General features: G+C 59.0%; 13 protein-coding genes, 2 tRNA genes, 3 rRNA genes and 2 pseudogenes. 7 read left to right on the forward strand and 13 right to left on the reverse strand.

Annotated features, from left to right (window positions below; all coding sequences use genetic code 11):
• The first annotated feature begins 3 nt into the window (after positions 1-3).
• The 3 genes from trhP (at position 4) to ACY8GK_RS08390 (ending at position 3,011) form a co-directional block, all read left to right on the forward strand.
• Positions 4-1,323, forward strand: coding sequence for a prephenate-dependent tRNA uridine(34) hydroxylase TrhP (gene trhP / locus ACY8GK_RS08380; RefSeq protein ID WP_462402817.1), 1,320 nt, complete (start codon positions 4-6; stop codon positions 1,321-1,323).
• Between the two features lie 116 nt (positions 1,324-1,439).
• Positions 1,440-1,871, forward strand: a complete 432-nt coding sequence (locus ACY8GK_RS08385; RefSeq protein ID WP_196180420.1) for a DUF411 domain-containing protein — start codon at positions 1,440-1,442, stop codon at positions 1,869-1,871.
• Positions 1,872-2,003: 132 nt separating this feature from the next.
• Positions 2,004-3,011 carry an alpha/beta fold hydrolase gene (locus ACY8GK_RS08390; protein ID WP_462402818.1) on the forward strand — a complete coding sequence of 336 codons (1,008 nt, stop codon included), beginning with the start codon at positions 2,004-2,006 and terminating at the stop codon, positions 3,009-3,011.
• A 30-nt stretch (positions 3,012-3,041) separates the two neighbouring features.
• Here the strand turns inward: ACY8GK_RS08390 and zapE are convergent, their stop codons facing one another.
• The 3 genes from zapE to ACY8GK_RS08405 all read right to left on the reverse strand — a co-directional run bounded on the left by zapE (position 3,042) and on the right by ACY8GK_RS08405 (position 5,792).
• Entirely contained in the window at positions 3,042-4,148 is a 1,107-nt protein-coding gene (zapE, locus tag ACY8GK_RS08395; RefSeq protein ID WP_462403001.1) for a cell division protein ZapE, read from the reverse strand.
• Positions 4,149-4,270: 122 nt separating this feature from the next.
• Positions 4,271-5,419 carry a PQQ-dependent sugar dehydrogenase gene (locus ACY8GK_RS08400; RefSeq protein ID WP_196180416.1) on the reverse strand — a complete coding sequence of 383 codons (1,149 nt, stop codon included), beginning with the start codon at positions 5,417-5,419 and terminating at the stop codon, positions 4,271-4,273.
• Positions 5,420-5,474: 55 nt separating this feature from the next.
• Positions 5,475-5,792 carry a hypothetical protein gene (locus ACY8GK_RS08405; RefSeq protein ID WP_196180414.1) on the reverse strand — a complete coding sequence of 106 codons (318 nt, stop codon included), beginning with the start codon at positions 5,790-5,792 and terminating at the stop codon, positions 5,475-5,477.
• 184 nt (positions 5,793-5,976) lie between these two features.
• Between ACY8GK_RS08405 and ACY8GK_RS08410 the strand changes: the two genes are divergently transcribed.
• Positions 5,977-6,477 carry an LEA/WHy family protein gene (locus ACY8GK_RS08410; RefSeq protein ID WP_462403002.1) on the forward strand — a complete coding sequence of 167 codons (501 nt, stop codon included), beginning with the start codon at positions 5,977-5,979 and terminating at the stop codon, positions 6,475-6,477.
• Between the two features lie 36 nt (positions 6,478-6,513).
• Here ACY8GK_RS08410 and ACY8GK_RS08415 read toward each other — a convergent pair whose 3' ends face one another.
• The gene (locus ACY8GK_RS08415; RefSeq protein ID WP_196180412.1) at positions 6,514-6,774 is read right to left on the reverse strand and encodes a hypothetical protein; all 261 of its coding nucleotides are present in this window, start codon (positions 6,772-6,774) and stop codon (positions 6,514-6,516) included.
• Positions 6,775-6,898: 124 nt separating this feature from the next.
• Between ACY8GK_RS08415 and ACY8GK_RS08420 the strand changes: the two genes are divergently transcribed.
• Positions 6,899-7,219, forward strand: coding sequence for an ElaB/YgaM/YqjD family protein (locus ACY8GK_RS08420; protein WP_462402819.1), 321 nt, complete (start codon positions 6,899-6,901; stop codon positions 7,217-7,219).
• On the opposite strand, the gene ACY8GK_RS08425 is transcribed toward ACY8GK_RS08420, so the two are convergent.
• The 6 genes from ACY8GK_RS08425 to ACY8GK_RS08450 form a co-directional block, all read right to left on the reverse strand.
• Positions 7,216-7,854 (reverse strand): MiaE family protein, encoded by a 639-nt coding sequence (locus ACY8GK_RS08425; protein WP_196180409.1) that lies wholly within the window; start codon positions 7,852-7,854, stop codon positions 7,216-7,218. The genes ACY8GK_RS08420 and ACY8GK_RS08425 overlap by 4 nt on opposite strands.
• Before the next feature lie 212 nt (positions 7,855-8,066).
• A 5S ribosomal RNA gene (rrf, locus tag ACY8GK_RS08430) occupies positions 8,067-8,182 on the reverse strand.
• Positions 8,183-8,305: 123 nt separating this feature from the next.
• Positions 8,306-11,197 (reverse strand): 23S ribosomal RNA (locus ACY8GK_RS08435).
• 227 nt (positions 11,198-11,424) lie between these two features.
• A tRNA-Ala gene (locus ACY8GK_RS08440) sits at positions 11,425-11,500 on the reverse strand.
• A gap of 6 nt (positions 11,501-11,506) precedes the next feature.
• Positions 11,507-11,583: transfer RNA gene (locus ACY8GK_RS08445), tRNA-Ile, on the reverse strand.
• 79 nt (positions 11,584-11,662) lie between these two features.
• Positions 11,663-13,198, reverse strand: a 16S ribosomal RNA gene (locus ACY8GK_RS08450).
• Together the 16S, 23S and 5S rRNA genes with 2 tRNA genes alongside form the textbook arrangement of a ribosomal RNA operon.
• A gap of 594 nt (positions 13,199-13,792) precedes the next feature.
• Between ACY8GK_RS08450 and rhtA the strand changes: the two genes are divergently transcribed.
• Positions 13,793-14,680 (forward strand): threonine/homoserine exporter RhtA, encoded by an 888-nt coding sequence (rhtA, locus tag ACY8GK_RS08455; RefSeq protein WP_462402820.1) that lies wholly within the window; start codon positions 13,793-13,795, stop codon positions 14,678-14,680.
• A gap of 180 nt (positions 14,681-14,860) precedes the next feature.
• Positions 14,861-15,142 carry a hypothetical protein gene (locus tag ACY8GK_RS08460; RefSeq protein WP_196179992.1) on the forward strand — a complete coding sequence of 94 codons (282 nt, stop codon included), beginning with the start codon at positions 14,861-14,863 and terminating at the stop codon, positions 15,140-15,142.
• 48 nt (positions 15,143-15,190) lie between these two features.
• Here the strand turns inward: ACY8GK_RS08460 and ACY8GK_RS08465 are convergent, their stop codons facing one another.
• From ACY8GK_RS08465 to ACY8GK_RS08475, 3 genes and pseudogenes are all read right to left on the reverse strand, one after another.
• The gene (locus tag ACY8GK_RS08465; protein ID WP_462402821.1) at positions 15,191-16,999 is read right to left on the reverse strand and encodes an aminopeptidase P family protein; all 1,809 of its coding nucleotides are present in this window, start codon (positions 16,997-16,999) and stop codon (positions 15,191-15,193) included.
• Between the two features lie 189 nt (positions 17,000-17,188).
• Positions 17,189-17,731, reverse strand: a pseudogene (locus tag ACY8GK_RS08470) (FAD/NAD(P)-binding protein); the annotation flags it as partial.
• Positions 17,732-17,822: 91 nt separating this feature from the next.
• Positions 17,823-18,386: pseudogene (locus ACY8GK_RS08475) on the reverse strand (helix-turn-helix domain-containing protein).
• Between the last annotated feature and the right edge of the window lie 259 nt (positions 18,387-18,645).

Genomic DNA, 18,645 nt, shown 5'->3' on the forward strand with positions numbered 1-18,645 from the left:
CCCATGAGCAACTTCGCCAAGCCCGAATTGCTGGCGCCTGCCGGCACCCTCAAGACGTTGCGTTATGCCTTCGCCTACGGCGCCGACGCAGTCTATGCCGGACAACCTCGCTACAGTCTGCGGGTGCGTAACAACGAATTCGACCATGCCAACCTGGCCCTCGGGATCCAGGAGGCACATGCCCTGGGCAAGCGTTTCTACGTGGTGGTCAACATCGCCCCGCACAATGCCAAGCTCAAGACCTTCCTCGCCGACCTGGCTCCGGTGATCGACATGCGACCAGACGCGCTGATCATGTCCGATCCTGGACTGATCATGCTGACGCGCATGCATTTCCCACACATGCCCATTCATCTGTCCGTGCAGGCCAACACGGTGAACTGGGCCAGTGTCGAGTTCTGGCGCACGCAGGGGCTGCAGCGGGTCATCCTGTCTCGCGAACTGTCGCTGGAGGAAATCGAACAGATCCGCGAGCGCGTCCCGCAGATGGAACTGGAGGTCTTCGTCCACGGCGCCTTGTGCATGGCTTATTCCGGACGCTGCCTGCTCTCGGGGTATCTCAACCGTCGGGATGCCAACCAGGGGACCTGCACCAATGCCTGTCGCTGGAAATACCAGGCGGTGCCTGCGAGCGAGACCGTCACTGGCGAGATCGTCCAGCACATCGAACCTACCTTGGGCATCGGCGCACCGACCACGCAAGCCTTCCTGCTCCAGGAAAGCGGCCGGCCCGACGAGCAGATGCCGGCCTTCGAGGACGAGCACGGCACCTACATCATGAATGCCAAGGATCTGCGCGCCATCCAGCATGTCGAGCGGCTGACACGCATGGGGGTGCACTCGCTGAAGATCGAAGGCCGTACCAAATCGCACTTCTATTGCGCGCGCGCCGTCCAGGCCTACCGCAAGGCAATCGATGACGCCGTGGCGGGGCAGCCTTTCGACCGCAGCCTGATGAACGATCTCGAGTCACTGGCCCAGCGCGGCTACACCGAAGGCTTTCTTCGTCGTCACGTGCATGACGAGTACCAGAACTACCTGCGCGGCAATTCCGTATCGCAACGCCAGCAATTCGTCGGCGAACTCACTGGCAGGCGGGTCGATGGCCTGGCCGAGGTGAAGGTCAAGAACCGTTTCGCGGTAGGGCATCACCTGGAGTTGATGACGCCACGCGGCAATTTCCACTTCGATCTGCATCGACTGCAAGACGTTCGTCACGAACCCATCCAGGTGGCGCCAGGCGATGGCCACGTGGTCTATCTACCGATCCCCGAGCAGGTGTCGCTTGACCACGGGCTGCTTCTGCGCGACCTGGAACACTAGCAGGCACTGCCTTCACGGCTCGCTGCAAGGTTGACGGCAGCCGCGCCAGGCCGCAGGCTCGGCCGTGAGCGCAGCGGCTTGCCGCATTCGAGGATGTTCTGCTGGAGAACCGCAACATGACCTATTCACGCTGGACCGCCCTTTGCCTGCTGGGACTTGCCGGCCTGGCCCAGGCCAACGACACCATCGATGTCTATCGTGACCCCAACTGCGGGTGCTGCAAGCAATGGATCAGCCATCTTCGCGGCAACGGCTTCCAGGTCAACGATCATGTGGAACCGAACATGAGCGCCCTCAAGCAACGCCTGGGTGTCGCACCACGCTTGGCTTCGTGCCACACCGGCGTGATCGACGGCAAGTTCGTCGAAGGCCACGTGCCGGCGGCGCAGGTCCGCCTGCTGGCCAGCCGCTCCGACCTCAAGGGTATCGCCGTACCGGGCATGCCTATCGGATCGCCTGGGATGGAAGTGGGCAATCGCAAAGACCCGTACCAGGTCGTCGGGCTTACCCATGACGGCCAGGACGAAGTGGTCGCGCACTACCCCTGAGCGCTGGTCACGACCAGACACGGGCAGATGCAAAGCGGCTGTCTGATTAATGGCTGGTAACACCTTTCTGTATAGAGGATGTCTTTCGACTGCTAAACTCGCATTTCCTACAAGCCTCTACATGGAGTTGCCATGCTGCGCGCCACTGTCCTGGCCCTGACCTGCCTTGTCGGCAGCCAGGCGTCCGCTGCCGACGCACCTGTCTACGGTGAGCATCTCGAAGGCTTCGACTACCCCTATCGGCTCGAGCACTTCGATTTCCGCTCCCAGGGCCAGGCCCTGCGCATGGGTTACATGGATGTGCCGGCCAAAGGCCCCGCCAATGGGCGCAGCGTGCTGCTGATGCATGGCAAGAACTTCTGCGCCGCCACCTGGGAATCGAGCATCGAGGCCTTGAGCCAGGCAGGCTATCGGGTCATCGCCGTGGATCAGGTCGGCTTCTGCACATCCAGCAAGCCGAAACATTATCAGTACAGCTTCCAGCAACTGGCGAGCAATACCCACGCCTTGCTGGAGCGACTTGGCGTCGGACAGGTCATCGTGCTGGGCCACTCCACCGGTGGCATGCTCGCCACCCGTTATGCGCTGATGTATCCGCAGCAGGTCGAACGCCTGGCCATGGTCAACCCCATCGGCCTGGAGGACTGGAAGGCGCTGGGAGTGCCCTACCGGAGCGTGGACCAGTGGTATGAGCGCGAATTGGCCCTCGATGCCGATAGCGTGCGCGAATACGAACGCAAGACCTACTATGCCGGCCGCTGGAAGCCGGCGTACGAGCGCTGGGTCCAGATGCTGGCAGGCTTGAACAAAGGTCCCGGTCATCAAGCCGTGGCCTGGAACTCGGCGCTGATCTACGACATGATCTTCACGCAGCCGGTCTACTACGAATTCAAGCATCTGAGCATGCCCACCCTGCTACTGATCGGCGATCAGGACAGCACGGCGATCGGCAGCGACATCGCCCCTCCCGCGCTCAAGGCGCAGCTGGGCAAGTACAGCGTGCTCGGGCCACAGGTCGCCAAGCTGATTCCCAAGGCAGACCTGGTAATGTTCGAAGGCCTTGGCCATGCACCCCAGATCGAGCAGCCCCAACGCTTTCACACGGCCTTGCTGGACTGGCTGCAAGACCGGCAGCCTTGACGCCGTGGCAAGTTGCCCGGCCAGCGATACTCAGGCGAAGCGTTGCAACTGCATTTCTCGCAAACGGCTCAAGGTCCGCCGAAACGCGAACGTCAGGTAACCTTCGCCGTACAGCGCCTCGAGCTCGACCTCGGCCTCCAGGTAGAGCGGAACGCGCCGGTCATAGCACTCGTCGACCAAGGCAATGAACCTGCGCACACTGTCGTCCCTGGCCGACAAGGCCGGCAATTCACGCTCGCCGGCCTCGACACGGCAGGCTCCGTCTTCCGTGCCCCTGGCAATGCGTCCGGCGCGCTGTGCGGCCCCTAGCGCGGGCACCCCGTCGACCAGAATCGCCTGGAACGTATCACACAATGCCATGAATTCGCTGGTGGCCAGCGGCTGTTCGCAGAGTTCGGCGAACCGGCACCAGATCACGCGCGAGTTCCGTCGCACGACGTTGATGGTCCGAGCACCGAGCTGCAGCGGCTGTGTGGTGCCTGGCTCACCCCCGCCAAGCCTGTCGAAGACCGGGGCGAGTTGCGTCGCCGAGCCCGGCCTGGCAAGCCAGTAGCGCTGGCACTCGATTCCAGGCTGCTGACGATGGTCTGTCTGCCCGGCCATGCAGAGTACCTGCATGTTGGCCTGCATGGCAGCGATGGCGGGCAGGAAACGTTCACGATTGAAGCCGTCCTGATAGAGCTGGTCGGGCGGCTGGTTGGAGGTAGCCACCAGCATCACGCCGCGATCGAACAACGTCTGGAACAAGCGCCCCAGGATGATCGCGTCGCCGATGTCGCTGACGAACAGCTCGTCGAAGCACAGGACCCGGATTTCCTGCGACAGCTCGAAGGCCAGCGCCCGTAGCGGATCGGCAGTACCGTTGAGCTGGAATAGCCGCCTGTGTACCCAGGCCATGAAATGGTGGAAATGTTGACGTCGCCCGGACACCGGGAGGCTGGCATGGAACAGATCCATCAGCCAGGTCTTGCCGCGACCGACCGCGCCCCACAGATAGACACCTTTGGTGTCCGTGCCCTGGCGCAGTGCCTCGTGACACGCCTGCAGGGCAGCTACCGCGGCCGCTTGCGCAGGATCGGGATGGAACCCCTGCTGGTCCATGGCAAGACGATAACGGGTGTTCGGGTCGAGCGACATGGCAGGTGCATCTTGAGCGGAAAGCACCATGGTACGTCATCCTGGCCGGTCGAGGTGGCGCACGCAGCCTTGGAGGCGCCACGCATGCGCTCGCCCAATCTGCGCAGCACCTGTCAATCAGCTCAATCCTGGCTCAGTCCAACCCTGAGCAGGGCGCCATCCTTGGCGTCCGTCAACAGATAGAGATAGCCATCCGGCCCGACTCGGACGTCTCGGATACGCGCCTTGAGCTCACCTAGCATGCGCTCCTCATGGGTAATCCGATCACCGTCGAGCTGCAGGCGGATCAATTCCTCGGTAGCCAGGGCGCCGATGAACAGATTGTGATCCCACGCCTTGAAGGTCGAGCTGTCATAGAAGGCCATGCCGCTGATACCCGGTGACTTCTCCCAGACATGATGAGGATCTTCCATGCCATCGACATGCTTGCCCTTGGCCTCGGGGATCGGCAGCATCGAATAGTTGATGCCATGAGTGGCGATCGGCCAGCCGTAGTTCTTGCCCGCCTGCGGAATGTTGATTTCGTCGCCACCCCGAGGGCCATGCTCGTGAGTCCAGAGCTTACCGGTCCATGGATTGAGCGCCGCACCCTGCTGGTTGCGATGGCCGAACGACCAGATTTCCGGACGAACATCGGTCTTGCCGACGAAAGGATTGTCCTTGGGTACTTCGCCATCGGGCAGGATACGCACGACCTTGCCCTGCAGCTTGTCCAGATCCTGTGCCGTCGCGCGCTGGTTGTTTTCGCCCAACGCTATGAACAGGTAGCCATCCCGGTCGAAAACCAGCTTCGAACCAAAGTGGTTGCCCTCCGACAGTTTGGGCTTCTGACGGAATATCACCGTGAAGTGCTCGAGCCTGGTCAGGTCCTGGGAAAGCTGGCCGCGCCCTACCGCAGTGCCAGCCTTGCCATCCTCGCCGGCCTCGGAGTAGGAAAGGTAGACCGTACGATCCTTGGAGAACTCGGGAGACAACACGACATCCAGGAGCCCGCCTTGGCCCTGCGCCCAGACCTGGGGCAGACCACTCAAGGGCGGCCCGACTCGACCTTCGGCAGAGACGATGCGCAGATCGCCAGGCCGTTCGGTCACCAGGATACCTTTTCCATCGGGAAGGAAGGCCAAAGCCCAAGGGTTGCGCAAGCCCTTGGCCAAGGTACTGACAGTCACCTGGCCTTCTTCGCTTGGAAACTGCTGCTCGGGCGCGGCATGGGTCAATAAAGGCCAGAACGTCACGGCAGCCAGGGTAGTCAACCAGGTACGACGAAGCATGTGTGGTTCCTTCCAGGAAATGACCAAAAGGTCGGTCTAGATCGTCATTGCGCGCTTACGGCACACGTTGCGTATCACGGGGCGGTCGAGCGGGCTCCAGCCGAGGAGTCTGTTGCTCTCGCCGCAGGTTCTCGCCGTTACCGATGCCGCGGTTGTCGAGCGTGGGCGGACGCGGATTGGGCTCGGTCGAAGGCCCGCGCAGCGGCGGCGCTGCCGGGGCGGTCCCCTGGCGACTGTTGGGGTTGGCACGCTGGACCGGGCTGTTGTAGGGGTTGCTGTCGGCGCCTGCCAGTACTCTAGGAGTGGCTGGTGCCGCCTGGACCTGCCAGCACGTGAACAAACCGATGGCAAGGCTAACGATTGTACGATTCATGCCCGAACTCTCGTAGGAAAAGTTACCAGGATTTTGGATAGCCTAAGGGGAGAGAGGTTTCGGGCGAAACCCTGTTTTTCCACATAGGTGATTCGCGATGTTTCAACCTTTCGTTCGCTGGCAACGCTTTCAACGTCGCCTGGTATTTGCCAAACTCAGGCCCTGCCCTTTTCGAGGCGTATTCATGATCTCGCTCTTGCGCCGCACTGTTCGGAGCTGCCTGGTTCTCATACTGGCTGCAGGCCCTGGCGCCTGTGCGCTTTTCCAGGATCGTGATCCGCTCACCGTCAACGTCATCGGTATCGAACCTTTACCCGGACAAGAACTGGAACTGCGAATGGCGGTGAAGATCCGCGTGCAGAATCCTAACGAGCAGCCTGTGGACTTCGATGGGCTGGCAGTGGAGCTCAAGATCAATGGCGAGCCGCTGGCCGCTGGGGTCAGCGGGCAACATGGCCATATTGGCCGATATGATGATCAGGTGATCGTGGTGCCAGTCAGCGTCACTGCCTTTTCCATCCTGCGTCAAGCGTACGGGCTTGAGCGGTTGCAAGGCTCGCGTGGCGTGCCCTATGAGCTCAAAGGCAAGATGGCAGGCGGCGCGCAGGGGACGCTGCGCTTTTCCGATAGCGGGGTTCTTGAGCTGCCAGGCCTGACGACGCTACCTGGCAACGGCCTGCGCTGAGACATGGCTGCGCGCGCTGTTCACCTTTGGCGCCCTTCAGCGGTTCGAACTGGCTGCCATCATCTTGTTGACCTCGCTGCGTACCATGCTGGCGTATTCGGGCGGTGTCATGCTGTCCAGTTCGGCACGAACCCATTCAGCCCATTTACCCTTGCGGCGAGGCTTTTCGGCAATCAGCCTGGCCGCATCGCCCTTGGCCTTGCCAAGATTGGTCTGCCATAGTTCGAACAGACGCGCCTTGTGGGACTCGATTTCCGCTCGCTCCGCGAAGCTCTTGTTGGCCAGATTGAAACTCATGGTAGGTCCTGCTGGTGAAAACAGGCGCTATCTTACACCGTGGTGACATGGGATCGATATGCCGCTGCAACTTTCCTGGCGTGACGGCATCCACAGGTCATCCTGTCAAGAAAAGGAAATATCCATGCCACGCAAAGCTACCATGCAATCCGACACCGACCAGATCAAGGACCAGGTCTTCAGCGAGCTGCAGTCGCTGATCACCGAGTCGGAAAAGCTGCTCAACCAGAGCGCATCGCTGGTTGGCGAAGAAGCGGAAACACTTCGCGCACAGATTAGCCAGAAACTGCAACAAGCGCGTGAAGCGGTAGGTAACGTAGGCAGCAAGGCCCAACCTGTCGTGGAGGCTACCCAGGCCTATATCGGTGGCCATCCCTGGCAGACCGTGGCCGTGTCGGCCGGCTTCGGCCTGGTGGTAGGCTTGTTGCTTGGACGCCGCGACTAGTCGAGCACTTCGACAGCAGCGCTTCGGTCATCTGCCGGAACCCCACTGTGGAAGCGAAGCTCGGTATCTACCGAAGAGATGAGCTCCGCTTCTACGGCCCGTACCTGCTCTACCACCTTGACGATATCGGTTTGCTCTGCGTATTGATGAGCCAACCTCAGGTAGCCCTGGTAGTGCCGCGCTTCGCTTTTTAGCAAGCCATGGTAGAACTTTCCTAGTTCCTCATCCAAATGCGGCACCAGCGCAGCGAATCGTTCACAACTGCGTGCTTCGATAAAAGCACCAACGACCAACGTGTCGACCAGCTTCGCCGGCTCGTGGGCACGCACGTGGCGTCGTAATCCAGAGGCGTAACGCCCTGCCGAGACCGGGCGAAGCGCGATCTTGCGACGCTTCATCATCCTCAGGACCTGTTCGTGGTGCACTAGCTCTTCACGGGCCAGGCGCGACATCATGTTGATCAGATCGATGTGTCCGTTGTATTTGGCTATCAGGCTCAGGGCTGTGCTAGCTGCCTTAAACTCGCAGTTCTTATGATCGATCAGCAAGGTTTCCTGATCCGCAAGGGCAGCCTCGATCCAGGCATCAGGGGTGCGACAACCAAGAAAAGCATCGATTTCTGGAATCAGGTTCATCAGCTCACAAGCTCTCGGTGTTTCCAAGGGTCGGCAATTATACCGATCGAGTCATATGCTGCCAGCCGCAACGGACCAAGGCGCTGGCCCAGGCGTTCGAAGCCTTCCAGGCCAGCGCCGGATGCCCCGAGGCCACGCCCGGCTTGCCGCCTGAACCCCAGAAAGGACAAAACCCCTGGCTGCGGTCGCAGTCAGGGGTTTTGCGGAATGAATCTTGGCGATGACCTACTCTCACATGGGGAAACCCCACACTACCATCGGCGATGCATCGTTTCACTGCTGAGTTCGGGATGGGATCAGGTGGTGCCAATGCTCTATGGTCGCCAAGAAAAACGGTGCCGATCCGTCCAGGGGACGTGTCGGCCAACTCGGATGTGTGATGCAAGGTGCGAATTTTCGGTGCTGCGTCTTCACTCACCGCAACCTGCGCTGCAGATTGCTTGGGTGTTATATGGTCAAGCCTCACGGGCCATTAGTATCGGTTAGCTCAACGCCTCACAGCGCTTACACACCCGACCTATCAACGTCGTAGTCTTCGACGGCCCTTCAGGGAGCTCGAGGCTCCAGTGAGATCTCATCTTGAGGCAAGTTTCCCGCTTAGATGCTTTCAGCGGTTATCTCTTCCGAACATAGCTACCCGGCAATGCCACTGGCGTGACAACCGGAACACCAGAGGTTCGTCCACTCCGGTCCTCTCGTACTAGGAGCAGCCCCTCTCAAATCTCAAACGTCCACGGCAGATAGGGACCGAACTGTCTCACGACGTTCTAAACCCAGCTCGCGTACCACTTTAAATGGCGAACAGCCATACCCTTGGGACCGGCTTCAGCCCCAGGATGTGATGAGCCGACATCGAGGTGCCAAACACCGCCGTCGATATGAACTCTTGGGCGGTATCAGCCTGTTATCCCCGGAGTACCTTTTATCCGTTGAGCGATGGCCCTTCCATACAGAACCACCGGATCACTAAGACCTACTTTCGTACCTGCTCGACGTGTGGGTCTCGCAGTCAAGCGCGCTTTTGCCTTTATACTCTGCGACCGATTTCCGACCGGTCTGAGCGCACCTTCGTACTCCTCCGTTACTCTTTGGGAGGAGACCGCCCCAGTCAAACTACCCACCATACACTGTCCTCGATCCGGATGACGGACCTGAGTTAGAACCTCAAAGTTGCCAGGGTGGTATTTCAAGGATGGCTCCACGCAGACTGGCGTCCACGCTTCATAGCCTCCCACCTATCCTACACAAGCAAGTTCAAAGTCCAGTGCAAAGCTATAGTAAAGGTTCACGGGGTCTTTCCGTCTAGCCGCGGATACACTGCATCTTCACAGCGATTTCAATTTCACTGAGTCTCGGGTGGAGACAGCGCCGCCATCGTTACGCCATTCGTGCAGGTCGGAACTTACCCGACAAGGAATTTCGCTACCTTAGGACCGTTATAGTTACGGCCGCCGTTTACCGGGGCTTCGATCAAGAGCTTCGCTTGCGCTAACCCCATCAATTAACCTTCCGGCACCGGGCAGGCGTCACACCCTATACGTCCACTTTCGTGTTTGCAGAGTGCTGTGTTTTTAATAAACAGTCGCAGCGGCCTGGTATCTTCGACCGGCATGGGCTTACGGAGCAAGTCCTTGACCCTCGCCGGCGCACCTTCTCCCGAAGTTACGGTGCCATTTTGCCTAGTTCCTTCACCCGAGTTCTCTCAAGCGCCTTGGTATTCTCTACCTAACCACCTGTGTCGGTTTGGGGTACGGTTCCCGATTATCTGAAGCTTAGGAGCTTTTCCTGGAAGCCTGGCATCAACCACTTCGTCGCCTAGTGGCAACTCGTCATCAGCTCTCGGCCTAGGGATCCCGGATTTGCCTAAGATCCCAGCCTACCACCTTAAACTTGGACAACCAACGCCAAGCTGGCCTAGCCTTCTCCGTCCCTCCATCGCAATAACCGGAAGTACAGGAATATTAACCTGTTTTCCATCGACTACGCTCTTCAGCCTCGCCTTAGGGACCGACTAACCCTGCGTCGATTAACGTTGCGCAGGAAACCTTGGTCTTTCGGCGTGCGAGTTTTTCACTCGCATTGTCGTTACTCATGTCAGCATTCGCACTTCTGATACCTCCAGCCAGCCTCTCGACTGACCTTCACAGGCTTACAGAACGCTCCTCTACCGCGTCACCTGGTGGTGACACCCGTAGCTTCGGTGCATGGTTTGAGCCCCGTTACATCTTCCGCGCAGGCCGACTCGACTAGTGAGCTATTACGCTTTCTTTAAAGGATGGCTGCTTCTAAGCCAACCTCCTAGCTGTCTAAGCCTTCCCACATCGTTTCCCACTTAACCATGACTTTGGGACCTTAGCTGACGGTCTGGGTTGTTTCCCTTTTCACGACGGACGTTAGCACCCGCCGTGTGTCTCCCATGCTCGGCACTTGCTGGTATTCGGAGTTTGCATCGGTTTGGTAAGTCGGGATGACCCCCTAGCCGAAACAGTGCTCTACCCCCAGCAGTGATACATGAGGCGCTACCTAAATAGCTTTCGAGGAGAACCAGCTATCTCCGAGCTTGATTAGCCTTTCACTCCGATCCACAGGTCATCCGCTAACTTTTCAACGGTAGTCGGTTCGGTCCTCCAGTCAGTGTTACCTAACCTTCAACCTGCCCATGGATAGATCGCCCGGTTTCGGGTCTATACCCAGCGACTTGACGCCCTATTAAGACTCGCTTTCGCTACGCCTCCCCTATACGGTTAAGCTTGCCACTGAATATAAGTCGCTGACCCATTATACAAAAGGTACGCAGTCACAGCACGAAGCTGCTCCCACTGCTTGTACGCATACGGTTTCAGGTTCTATTTCACTCCCCTCTCCGGGGTTCTTTTCGCCTTTCCCTCACGGTACTGGTTCACTATCGGTCAGTCAGTAGTATTTAGCCTTGGAGGATGGTCCCCCCATGTTCAGACAAAGTTTCTCGTGCTCCGTCCTACTCGATTTCACCGGCAAGAGATTTTCGTGTACGGGGCTATCACCCACTATGGCCGCACTTTCCAGAGCGTTCCACTAATCTCAAACCGGCTTAAGGGCTGGTCCCCGTTCGCTCGCCACTACTAAGGGAATCTCGGTTGATTTCTATTCCTCAGGGTACTTAGATGTTTCAGTTCCCCTGGTTCGCCTCTTGCACCTATGTATTCAGTGCAAGATAACCAGCTTGTGCTGGCTGGGTTCCCCCATTCAGAGATCTCTGGATCACAGTCTGTTTGCCGACTCCCCAAAGCTTATCGCAGGCTACCACGTCTTTCATCGCCTCTGACTGCCAAGGCATCCACCGTATGCGCTTCTTCACTTGACCATATAACCCCAAGCAATCTGGTTATACTGTGAAGACGACATTCGCCGAAAATTCGCATGGCTCGCATGAGCCACTTACAAATTTTACCTTAGCCTGATCACCCCCAGTGAAAGGGATCATCAGTCTATATCTATCACACATCCGAATTTTTAAAGAACGATCTGACAAAAGCCAGACATCAATCTTCACGAGGAAGACTCATGTCTAGGTTCTGACGACAGGCAAGGTGGTGGAGCCAAGCGGGATCGAACCGCTGACCTCCTGCGTGCAAGGCAGGCGCTCTCCCAGCTGAGCTATGGCCCCAGAAACTGGTAGGTCTGGGCAGATTTGAACTGCCGACCTCACCCTTATCAGGGGTGCGCTCTAACCAACTGAGCTACAGACCTATATGCAGGGTCTTGATCGTCTTCTACAAGGAATCAAGCAATTCGTGTGGGGGCTCATCAGCTGGCTGATGTCGTCGATTAAGGAGGTGATCCAGCCGCAGGTTCCCCTACGGCTACCTTGTTACGACTTCACCCCAGTCATGAATCACACCGTGGTAACCGTCCTCCCGAAGGTTAGACTAGCTACTTCTGGTGCAACCCACTCCCATGGTGTGACGGGCGGTGTGTACAAGGCCCGGGAACGTATTCACCGCGACGTTCTGATTCGCGATTACTAGCGATTCCGACTTCACGCAGTCGAGTTGCAGACTGCGATCCGGACTACGATCGGTTTTGTGAGATTGGCTCCACCTCGCGGCTTGGCAACCCTCTGTACCGACCATTGTAGCACGTGTGTAGCCCAGGCCGTAAGGGCCATGATGACTTGACGTCATCCCCACCTTCCTCCGGTTTGTCACCGGCAGTCTCCTTAGAGTGCCCACCCGAGGTGCTGGTAACTAAGGACAAGGGTTGCGCTCGTTACGGGACTTAACCCAACATCTCACGACACGAGCTGACGACAGCCATGCAGCACCTGTGTCAGAGTTCCCGAAGGCACCGCTCCATCTCTGGGGCGTTCTCTGCATGTCAAGGCCTGGTAAGGTTCTTCGCGTTGCTTCGAATTAAACCACATGCTCCACCGCTTGTGCGGGCCCCCGTCAATTCATTTGAGTTTTAACCTTGCGGCCGTACTCCCCAGGCGGTCAACTTAATGCGTTAGCTGCGCCACTAAGATCTCAAGGATCCCAACGGCTAGTTGACATCGTTTACGGCGTGGACTACCAGGGTATCTAATCCTGTTTGCTCCCCACGCTTTCGCACCTCAGTGTCAGTATCAGTCCAGGTGGTCGCCTTCGCCACTGGTGTTCCTTCCTATATCTACGCATTTCACCGCTACACAGGAAATTCCACCACCCTCTACCGTACTCTAGCCGACCAGTTTTGGATGCAGTTCCCAGGTTGAGCCCGGGGCTTTCACATCCAACTTGATCAACCACCTACGCGCGCTTTACGCCCAGTAATTCCGATTAACGCTTGCACCCTCTGTATTACCGCGGCTGCTGGCACAGAGTTAGCCGGTGCTTATTCTGCCGGTAACGTCAAAACTGCAGGATATTAGCCTACAGCCCTTCCTCCCGGCTTAAAGTGCTTTACAATCCGAAGACCTTCTTCACACACGCGGCATGGCTGGATCAGGCTTTCGCCCATTGTCCAATATTCCCCACTGCTGCCTCCCGTAGGAGTCTGGACCGTGTCTCAGTTCCAGTGTGACTGATCATCCTCTCAGACCAGTTACGGATCGTCGCCTTGGTGAGCCGTTACCTCACCAACCAGCTAATCCGACCTAGGCTCATCTGATAGCGCAAGGCCCGAAGGTCCCCTGCTTTCTCCCGTAGGACGTATGCGGTATTAGCGTTCCTTTCGAAACGTTGTCCCCCACTACCAGGCAGATTCCTAGGCATTACTCACCCGTCCGCCGCTGAATCCGGGAGCAAGCTCCCGTCATCCGCTCGACTTGCATGTGTTAGGCCTGCCGCCAGCGTTCAATCTGAGCCATGATCAAACTCTTCAGTTCAATACTGCTTGGGTTTTTAAGAAACCCTAAACTTGGCTCAGCAATCTCAAATGACTACTATGATTGCTCATGTGTCACTTGTGATGCTGATAATCTTGGTGACTATCAGTCCAAACTCACAAGCACCCACACGAATTGCTTGATTCGATTTGTTAAAGAGCGTTTGGCCAAGAGCGTTTCGTCTCAACCGAGGCCGCGCATTCTACGCTGTCCTCATCGTCTGTCAAGCGTTTATTTCGAAGTATTTGCCGAGAATCTCGTTCAACTTCAACCACTTGACTCGCTGGCGATTGCTCGTAGCGGGAGGCGAATCATACAGCGTTGAAACCCGCTGTCAACCACCTTGTTCACCGCTGCCGATCAGTCGACCGAAGCCCTCCCGAGCCTGCCTGATTCGTCCAACTCTTTGATTCTCAAGGAGTTTTCCGTTTCGACTGCGTCGGAAGTGGTGCGCATTATAAGGGGATTCGAAAGGCCGTCAAGCTTTTATTTAAACTTCAGGCACATGTCCTTTCATGGATTTCTGACAATGGTTGCTGGGGGTCTGACTTGCGCACTATATTGCACCTTCCTTCATTTCAGGACTCCGTCTCCATGGACAACCGCCCACGCGGCCTGATCACTGCATTGTTTCCGATCGGCCTGCTTCTGATCGCGATGACCTCGATCCAGTCCGGCGCCTCGCTGGCAAAGTCCATGTTCCCAGTCGTGGGCGCGCAAGGCACCACGACGCTGCGCCTGTTCTTCGCGAGCATCATCATGCTCTTGCTGCTGCGACCATGGCGTGTACGCATGACGAAAAGCACCTTGCGCAGCGTGGTCGTCTATGGCTTGGCACTGGGTGGCATGAACTTGCTTTTCTATATGGCGGTGCGCAGTGTACCGCTAGGTATCGCGGTCGCGCTCGAGTTCACCGGTCCACTGGCGGTAGCCATCCTCGCCTCGCGTCGTCTCATCGACTTCCTGTGGATCGCCCTCGCCGTTGCCGGATTGTTCCTGTTGATTCCCCTTGGCGCCAGTGACAGCGCCATCGACCCGCTTGGTGCAGCCTACGCACTCGGTGCTGGAGTCTGCTGGGCACTGTATATCCTGTTCGGCCAGCGCGCCGGTGCCGAGCATGGCGTGCAGACGGCAGCGCTGGGTGTCGTGATTGCCGCCTTCTTCGTTGCCCCCATAGGCATCGTCCATGCCGGTAGTGCCTTGCTCACGCCAGGCTTGATTCCTGTCGCCGTGGGCGTGGCCGTGTTGTCCACCGCGCTACCGTACAGCCTGGAAATGGTTGCCCTGACACGCATGCCCGCGCGCACCTTCGGCACCCTGATGAGTGTCGAGCCGGTAGTCGCCGCGGTCTCAGGCCTGGTTTTTCTGGGCGAGGTGCTCAGCCCGCTGCAATGGCTGGCGATCGCTGCAATCATCACGGCTTCGATCGGCGCTACGCTGAGCATGAAGAGCCAGCCCGCGCCACCTGTCGCGGTCGACTGATATGAGAAAGGTTGTCATTTGGTGGAGGCTGAGTCATTGTGCCACGAACCTGGTCTGACTAATCTGTCACAAAACCATAATCTGCTGACGATCTACTGAAGCACAAGGAAGCAGGCACCGTTCAGGACGACGCGACAATGACGAGACCCGAGCTACTGGTCGGGCTGTATAAGGACAGGAATGAAACGTATTTTGATCATCCTGGCCATCCTGGCTATCGCCGGGTGTGCCGCCACTGCGAAGACCGAAGTCAAGCGAGGAAAGAAAGGACTGCATGTCAACTGCTCGGGCCTGTCCTCTTCCTGGGACAGGTGCTACGAACGAGCAGCGGCATCCTGCGGCAAACGAGGCTATCGGGTCGTGGCCCGCTCCGGGGACGCCGACGAGGAGCCAGGCGACTATCTTTTCGGCATCAACCCCGCCGGTTACACGAGCCGTAGCATGATCGTGCTGTGCAAGTGAGTTGTCGGACGAACGCAACAGCCACCTGCGTTCGTCCGCACGCGGTGATCAGATCGGCGCCGTGCGCGCTTCCAGCCATCGAAGCGCCTCGCCTTCGACCAACGGCGCCAGTCGCGCCCGAACCTCCCGATGATAGTCATTCAACCACTGGCGCTCCTCCAGGGTCAGCAACTCTAGGAGCAGGCAGCGTGTATCGATCGGACACAAGGTCAGGGTCTCGAAGGCCAGGAAACGCCCAAAGTCCCCTTCGCCTGCTTGACGATTGACAACCAGGTTCTCGATTCGCACGCCCCATTGTCCAGGCCGATAGGTACCCGGCTCGATCGAGGTGATCATGCCCGGCAGCATCGCTGTCTGGGGCATCGGCGAAGCCTGGTAGGCAATGACTTGCGGGCCTTCGTGGACGTTCAGGAAGTACCCGACGCCGTGGCCGGTCCCATGTCCATAGTCGACGTGCTCGGCCCAGAGCGGCGCGCGCGCGATCGCATCGAGCAACGGTGCGAGAATTCCCTGTGGGAACTTGGCGCGCGACAAGGCAATCATGCCTTTGAGTACGCGCGTGCAATCATGCTTCTGCGCCTGACTCGGCTCACCGACCGGCACCATGCGGGTGATATCGGTCGTTCCGCCAAGGTACTGCCCTCCCGAATCGATGAGCAGCAAGCCATCATCGACGATAACGGCATGTTCTTGCTCGGTCGCTCGATAATGCGGCATGGCGCCATTGGCGTTGAATGCAGCGATGGTGGCGAAGCTGGGCGAAACGAAGCCTGGACGTCTGGCGCGTGCCGCGGTCAGCTGCTGGTCCACGGTCAGTTCGGTGACGCCGCCGGCTCGCTGCGCCGACTCGAACCAGGCGAAGAACTCGCACAGTGCAGCGCCATCTTCTTCCATGGCCCGGCGGATATGAACAAGCTCCGTCTCGGTCTTGCAAGCTTTCGCCAATATGGTCGGATTAGGTCCCTCCAGCAAGCGCACCTGGGCTGGCACGTTGTCCAGCAGACCACACGTCACGCGAGCCGGGTCGACCAGCAGGCTGCTGCCTGGGGCGAGCGAAGCCAGTGCAGGGCCCACACGGGTGTAGTCCTGCAGCTCTACCCCGTCGGCTACCAGCCGCTCGCGCAGCGCCTGGGCGACCTTGCCTGGCGCGATGAACAGCACGGCTCGGTCCTGCCCGACCAGTGCGAACGAGACGAACACCGGGTTATAGGAAACATCTCGGCCGCGCAAATTGAAAAGCCAGGCGATGTCGTCCAGCGTTGCCAGAAAGTGCCAATCGGCTCCCTTGTCCTGCAAAGCGCGTCGCAACTGAGCCAGTTTCTGCGTGCGAGAGCTGCCTGGATACGGCGGCAGGTGCTCGTGGATCCGATGCCCCGGCAGGGCCGGGCGCTCCTCCCAGACGGCGCTGAGCAAGTCCCGCGTGGTGACCAGGCGGGCCTGCCGAACGGCCAGTCGCTCTTGCAACTGCCGGGCAATGCTCAGCGAGAGCACCGCCCCATCCACAGCCACCGTGGAGTGTGGCCCAGCTTGCTCGACAAGCCAGTCGAAGGCATTGGGTAGCCCGGGCGCCAGCTTCATCAGCGCGATCGCAGTGCCTGCCAGGTCCTTGCCGGCCTGCTCCCAATACCGACTGTCGACCCAGAGCCCGGCGAAATCCGCCGTCACCACCAGGGTGCCGACCGAACCGTGGAAACCGGACAGCCATTGCCGTCCCTGCCAGTGGCCAGGCAGGTACTCGGAAAGGTGTGGATCCGACGATGGTACCAACAGGGCCTGGACACCCTCCGCGCTCATCACCTCGCGCAGGCGCGCCAGGCGGACGGATACTACCTGTGGCCTACTGTTCTGATCGTTCATGCACACTCCTGCGGACACATCCAAGATTGTTCAGGCTCCGATGATGGAACAGCCGCGAGCCACTCGCAATCGGCATGGGTTGGTCTCTGTCAGGGTTTACTCCAACCGCTAGCCGAGCGCGAACAGCTGCTCGGCCCTGTTCGCCACGATGACGCAGCAAAAGGCTAGATGACGATCGACCGAACGCTCGACCTGTCGCAAGGTCGCGGCGTGGATGCGCAGCCGACCTTCGACCTGCAGATGCTCTAGCAAGGTGGCGCCTTGGGGGCGAACGATGACGATGGCTCTCCCACCAGGGCCGCAGGTGTCGTACGAACTGACGGCGCTGGGTATCGCTGACCTGGCTCCAGAGGCTGGGTACATGGGCGCGTACGGTGTCAAGCGGAGCCTGCCAGTCGATGCCCCGTACCATTGCAAGCCGGCACTCGGCGCGCAATGCGCGACTCAATTGCAGGGGAGTAGCCACTACCATCGATCACGCCAGAAAATCCTCCCAGGGCGGTGACTGGCGCCGCGGAGGTGGCAGCAGTTCATCCGTGCCGCATTGGCATTGAGGGTTTGCTCAGGCTCGCTGGCGCTATAGGCCTCGCCACGTCCCAACTGCGCGCGTGGCTCGACGATCGTCAGACGGCGCTTGCCAGGCTGACGCAACAAATGCGCGGCCAGGAGACTGCCACTCACCCCACCGCCAATGATGAGCGCATCGCATGGATCGTTGAGCGACTCGCTCATGGTTCTGCTTCATCGTTTTCACGGATCATAAGCCAGGGCATCGCAAGCCGAAGCTGGCCGATACCAAAGTACGAACGGCGCAAGCAGTCGTTCAGATCACCACATTGCGCACGAAACGGGTGAGCACGGTACCGTCGTTGCGATAGGCATATTGGCAGTCGCTGGGAAAAACGAAGAACTCGCCTGCCCGCAGGCATCGCTCCTGCCCTGCCACGGTCAATGTCAGACAGCCTTCGCAGACATAGATCTGCTCGCTCCAACCCTCGGCGTCGGCCTCGCTCGCATAGTGCTCCCCCGGGGCCAGGCGCCACTCCTATAATTCCACTTCGCGCCGCGCCATGCTACTTGCCAGCAGGACGGCCCGACTTTGCGGATGCTTGCCGACCCAGGCAAGTTCGTCGATGCGTGCCAGATCACTACGCTCAGGTGCCTGGACCAGCCTGCTGAACGCGACTCCCAAGGCCTCGGCGATCAGGTCGAGCGTGGTCAGGCTGACATTGCTCTCGCCGGCCTCGATGGCGACCAGCATGCGTCGGCTCACGCCGGAACGCGCCGCCAGCGCGCTCTGGCTCAGGTCCGCGGCATGCCGCAGCTGCCGCACGTTCAAGCCCACATGCTGCAAGACCGGAGCGCGATGAAGGGATGGCTTATGCACGGGAGTGCCTACACGGAAAGAGGTTGCGCATCATACTGCCCACTTGCACTGGAGTGTGCGGTACGCTCGGCGGGCGCGCAAGGACGAGGCCCTTCAGGTGCCTGGCGACAGGCGCGCGGCGATGAAGTGAACCTTACCAGGCTTGGCCAGGTCAGCAGTCATAGTCGATGCCGAACCATGCACCAGGCGGCCCCGATCCGTGAAGTCCAACGGATCACCCTTCGCTTGAAATCAAATGTTATAAAAAATCAGGTATTCA

The organism is Pseudomonas sp. Marseille-QA0332 (genome assembly GCF_054950175.1).

What these genes read in the sequence shown, in the direction of transcription:
- trhP (WP_462402817.1), top strand. Translation starts at nt 4, where the DNA reads ATGAGCAACTTCGCCAAGCCCGAATTGCTGGCGCCTGCCGGCACCCTC.
- ACY8GK_RS08385 (WP_196180420.1), top strand. Translation starts at nt 1,440, where the DNA reads ATGACCTATTCACGCTGGACCGCCCTTTGCCTGCTGGGACTTGCCGGC.
- ACY8GK_RS08390 (WP_462402818.1), top strand. Translation starts at nt 2,004, where the DNA reads ATGCTGCGCGCCACTGTCCTGGCCCTGACCTGCCTTGTCGGCAGCCAG.
- zapE (WP_462403001.1), bottom strand. Translation starts at nt 4,148, where the DNA reads ATGTCGCTCGACCCGAACACCCGTTATCGTCTTGCCATGGACCAGCAG.
- ACY8GK_RS08400 (WP_196180416.1), bottom strand. Translation starts at nt 5,419, where the DNA reads ATGCTTCGTCGTACCTGGTTGACTACCCTGGCTGCCGTGACGTTCTGG.
- ACY8GK_RS08405 (WP_196180414.1), bottom strand. Translation starts at nt 5,792, where the DNA reads ATGAATCGTACAATCGTTAGCCTTGCCATCGGTTTGTTCACGTGCTGG.
- ACY8GK_RS08410 (WP_462403002.1), top strand. Translation starts at nt 5,977, where the DNA reads ATGATCTCGCTCTTGCGCCGCACTGTTCGGAGCTGCCTGGTTCTCATA.
- ACY8GK_RS08415 (WP_196180412.1), bottom strand. Translation starts at nt 6,774, where the DNA reads ATGAGTTTCAATCTGGCCAACAAGAGCTTCGCGGAGCGAGCGGAAATC.
- ACY8GK_RS08420 (WP_462402819.1), top strand. Translation starts at nt 6,899, where the DNA reads ATGCCACGCAAAGCTACCATGCAATCCGACACCGACCAGATCAAGGAC.
- ACY8GK_RS08425 (WP_196180409.1), bottom strand. Translation starts at nt 7,854, where the DNA reads ATGAACCTGATTCCAGAAATCGATGCTTTTCTTGGTTGTCGCACCCCT.
- rhtA (WP_462402820.1), top strand. Translation starts at nt 13,793, where the DNA reads ATGGACAACCGCCCACGCGGCCTGATCACTGCATTGTTTCCGATCGGC.
- ACY8GK_RS08460 (WP_196179992.1), top strand. Translation starts at nt 14,861, where the DNA reads ATGAAACGTATTTTGATCATCCTGGCCATCCTGGCTATCGCCGGGTGT.
- ACY8GK_RS08465 (WP_462402821.1), bottom strand. Translation starts at nt 16,999, where the DNA reads ATGAACGATCAGAACAGTAGGCCACAGGTAGTATCCGTCCGCCTGGCG.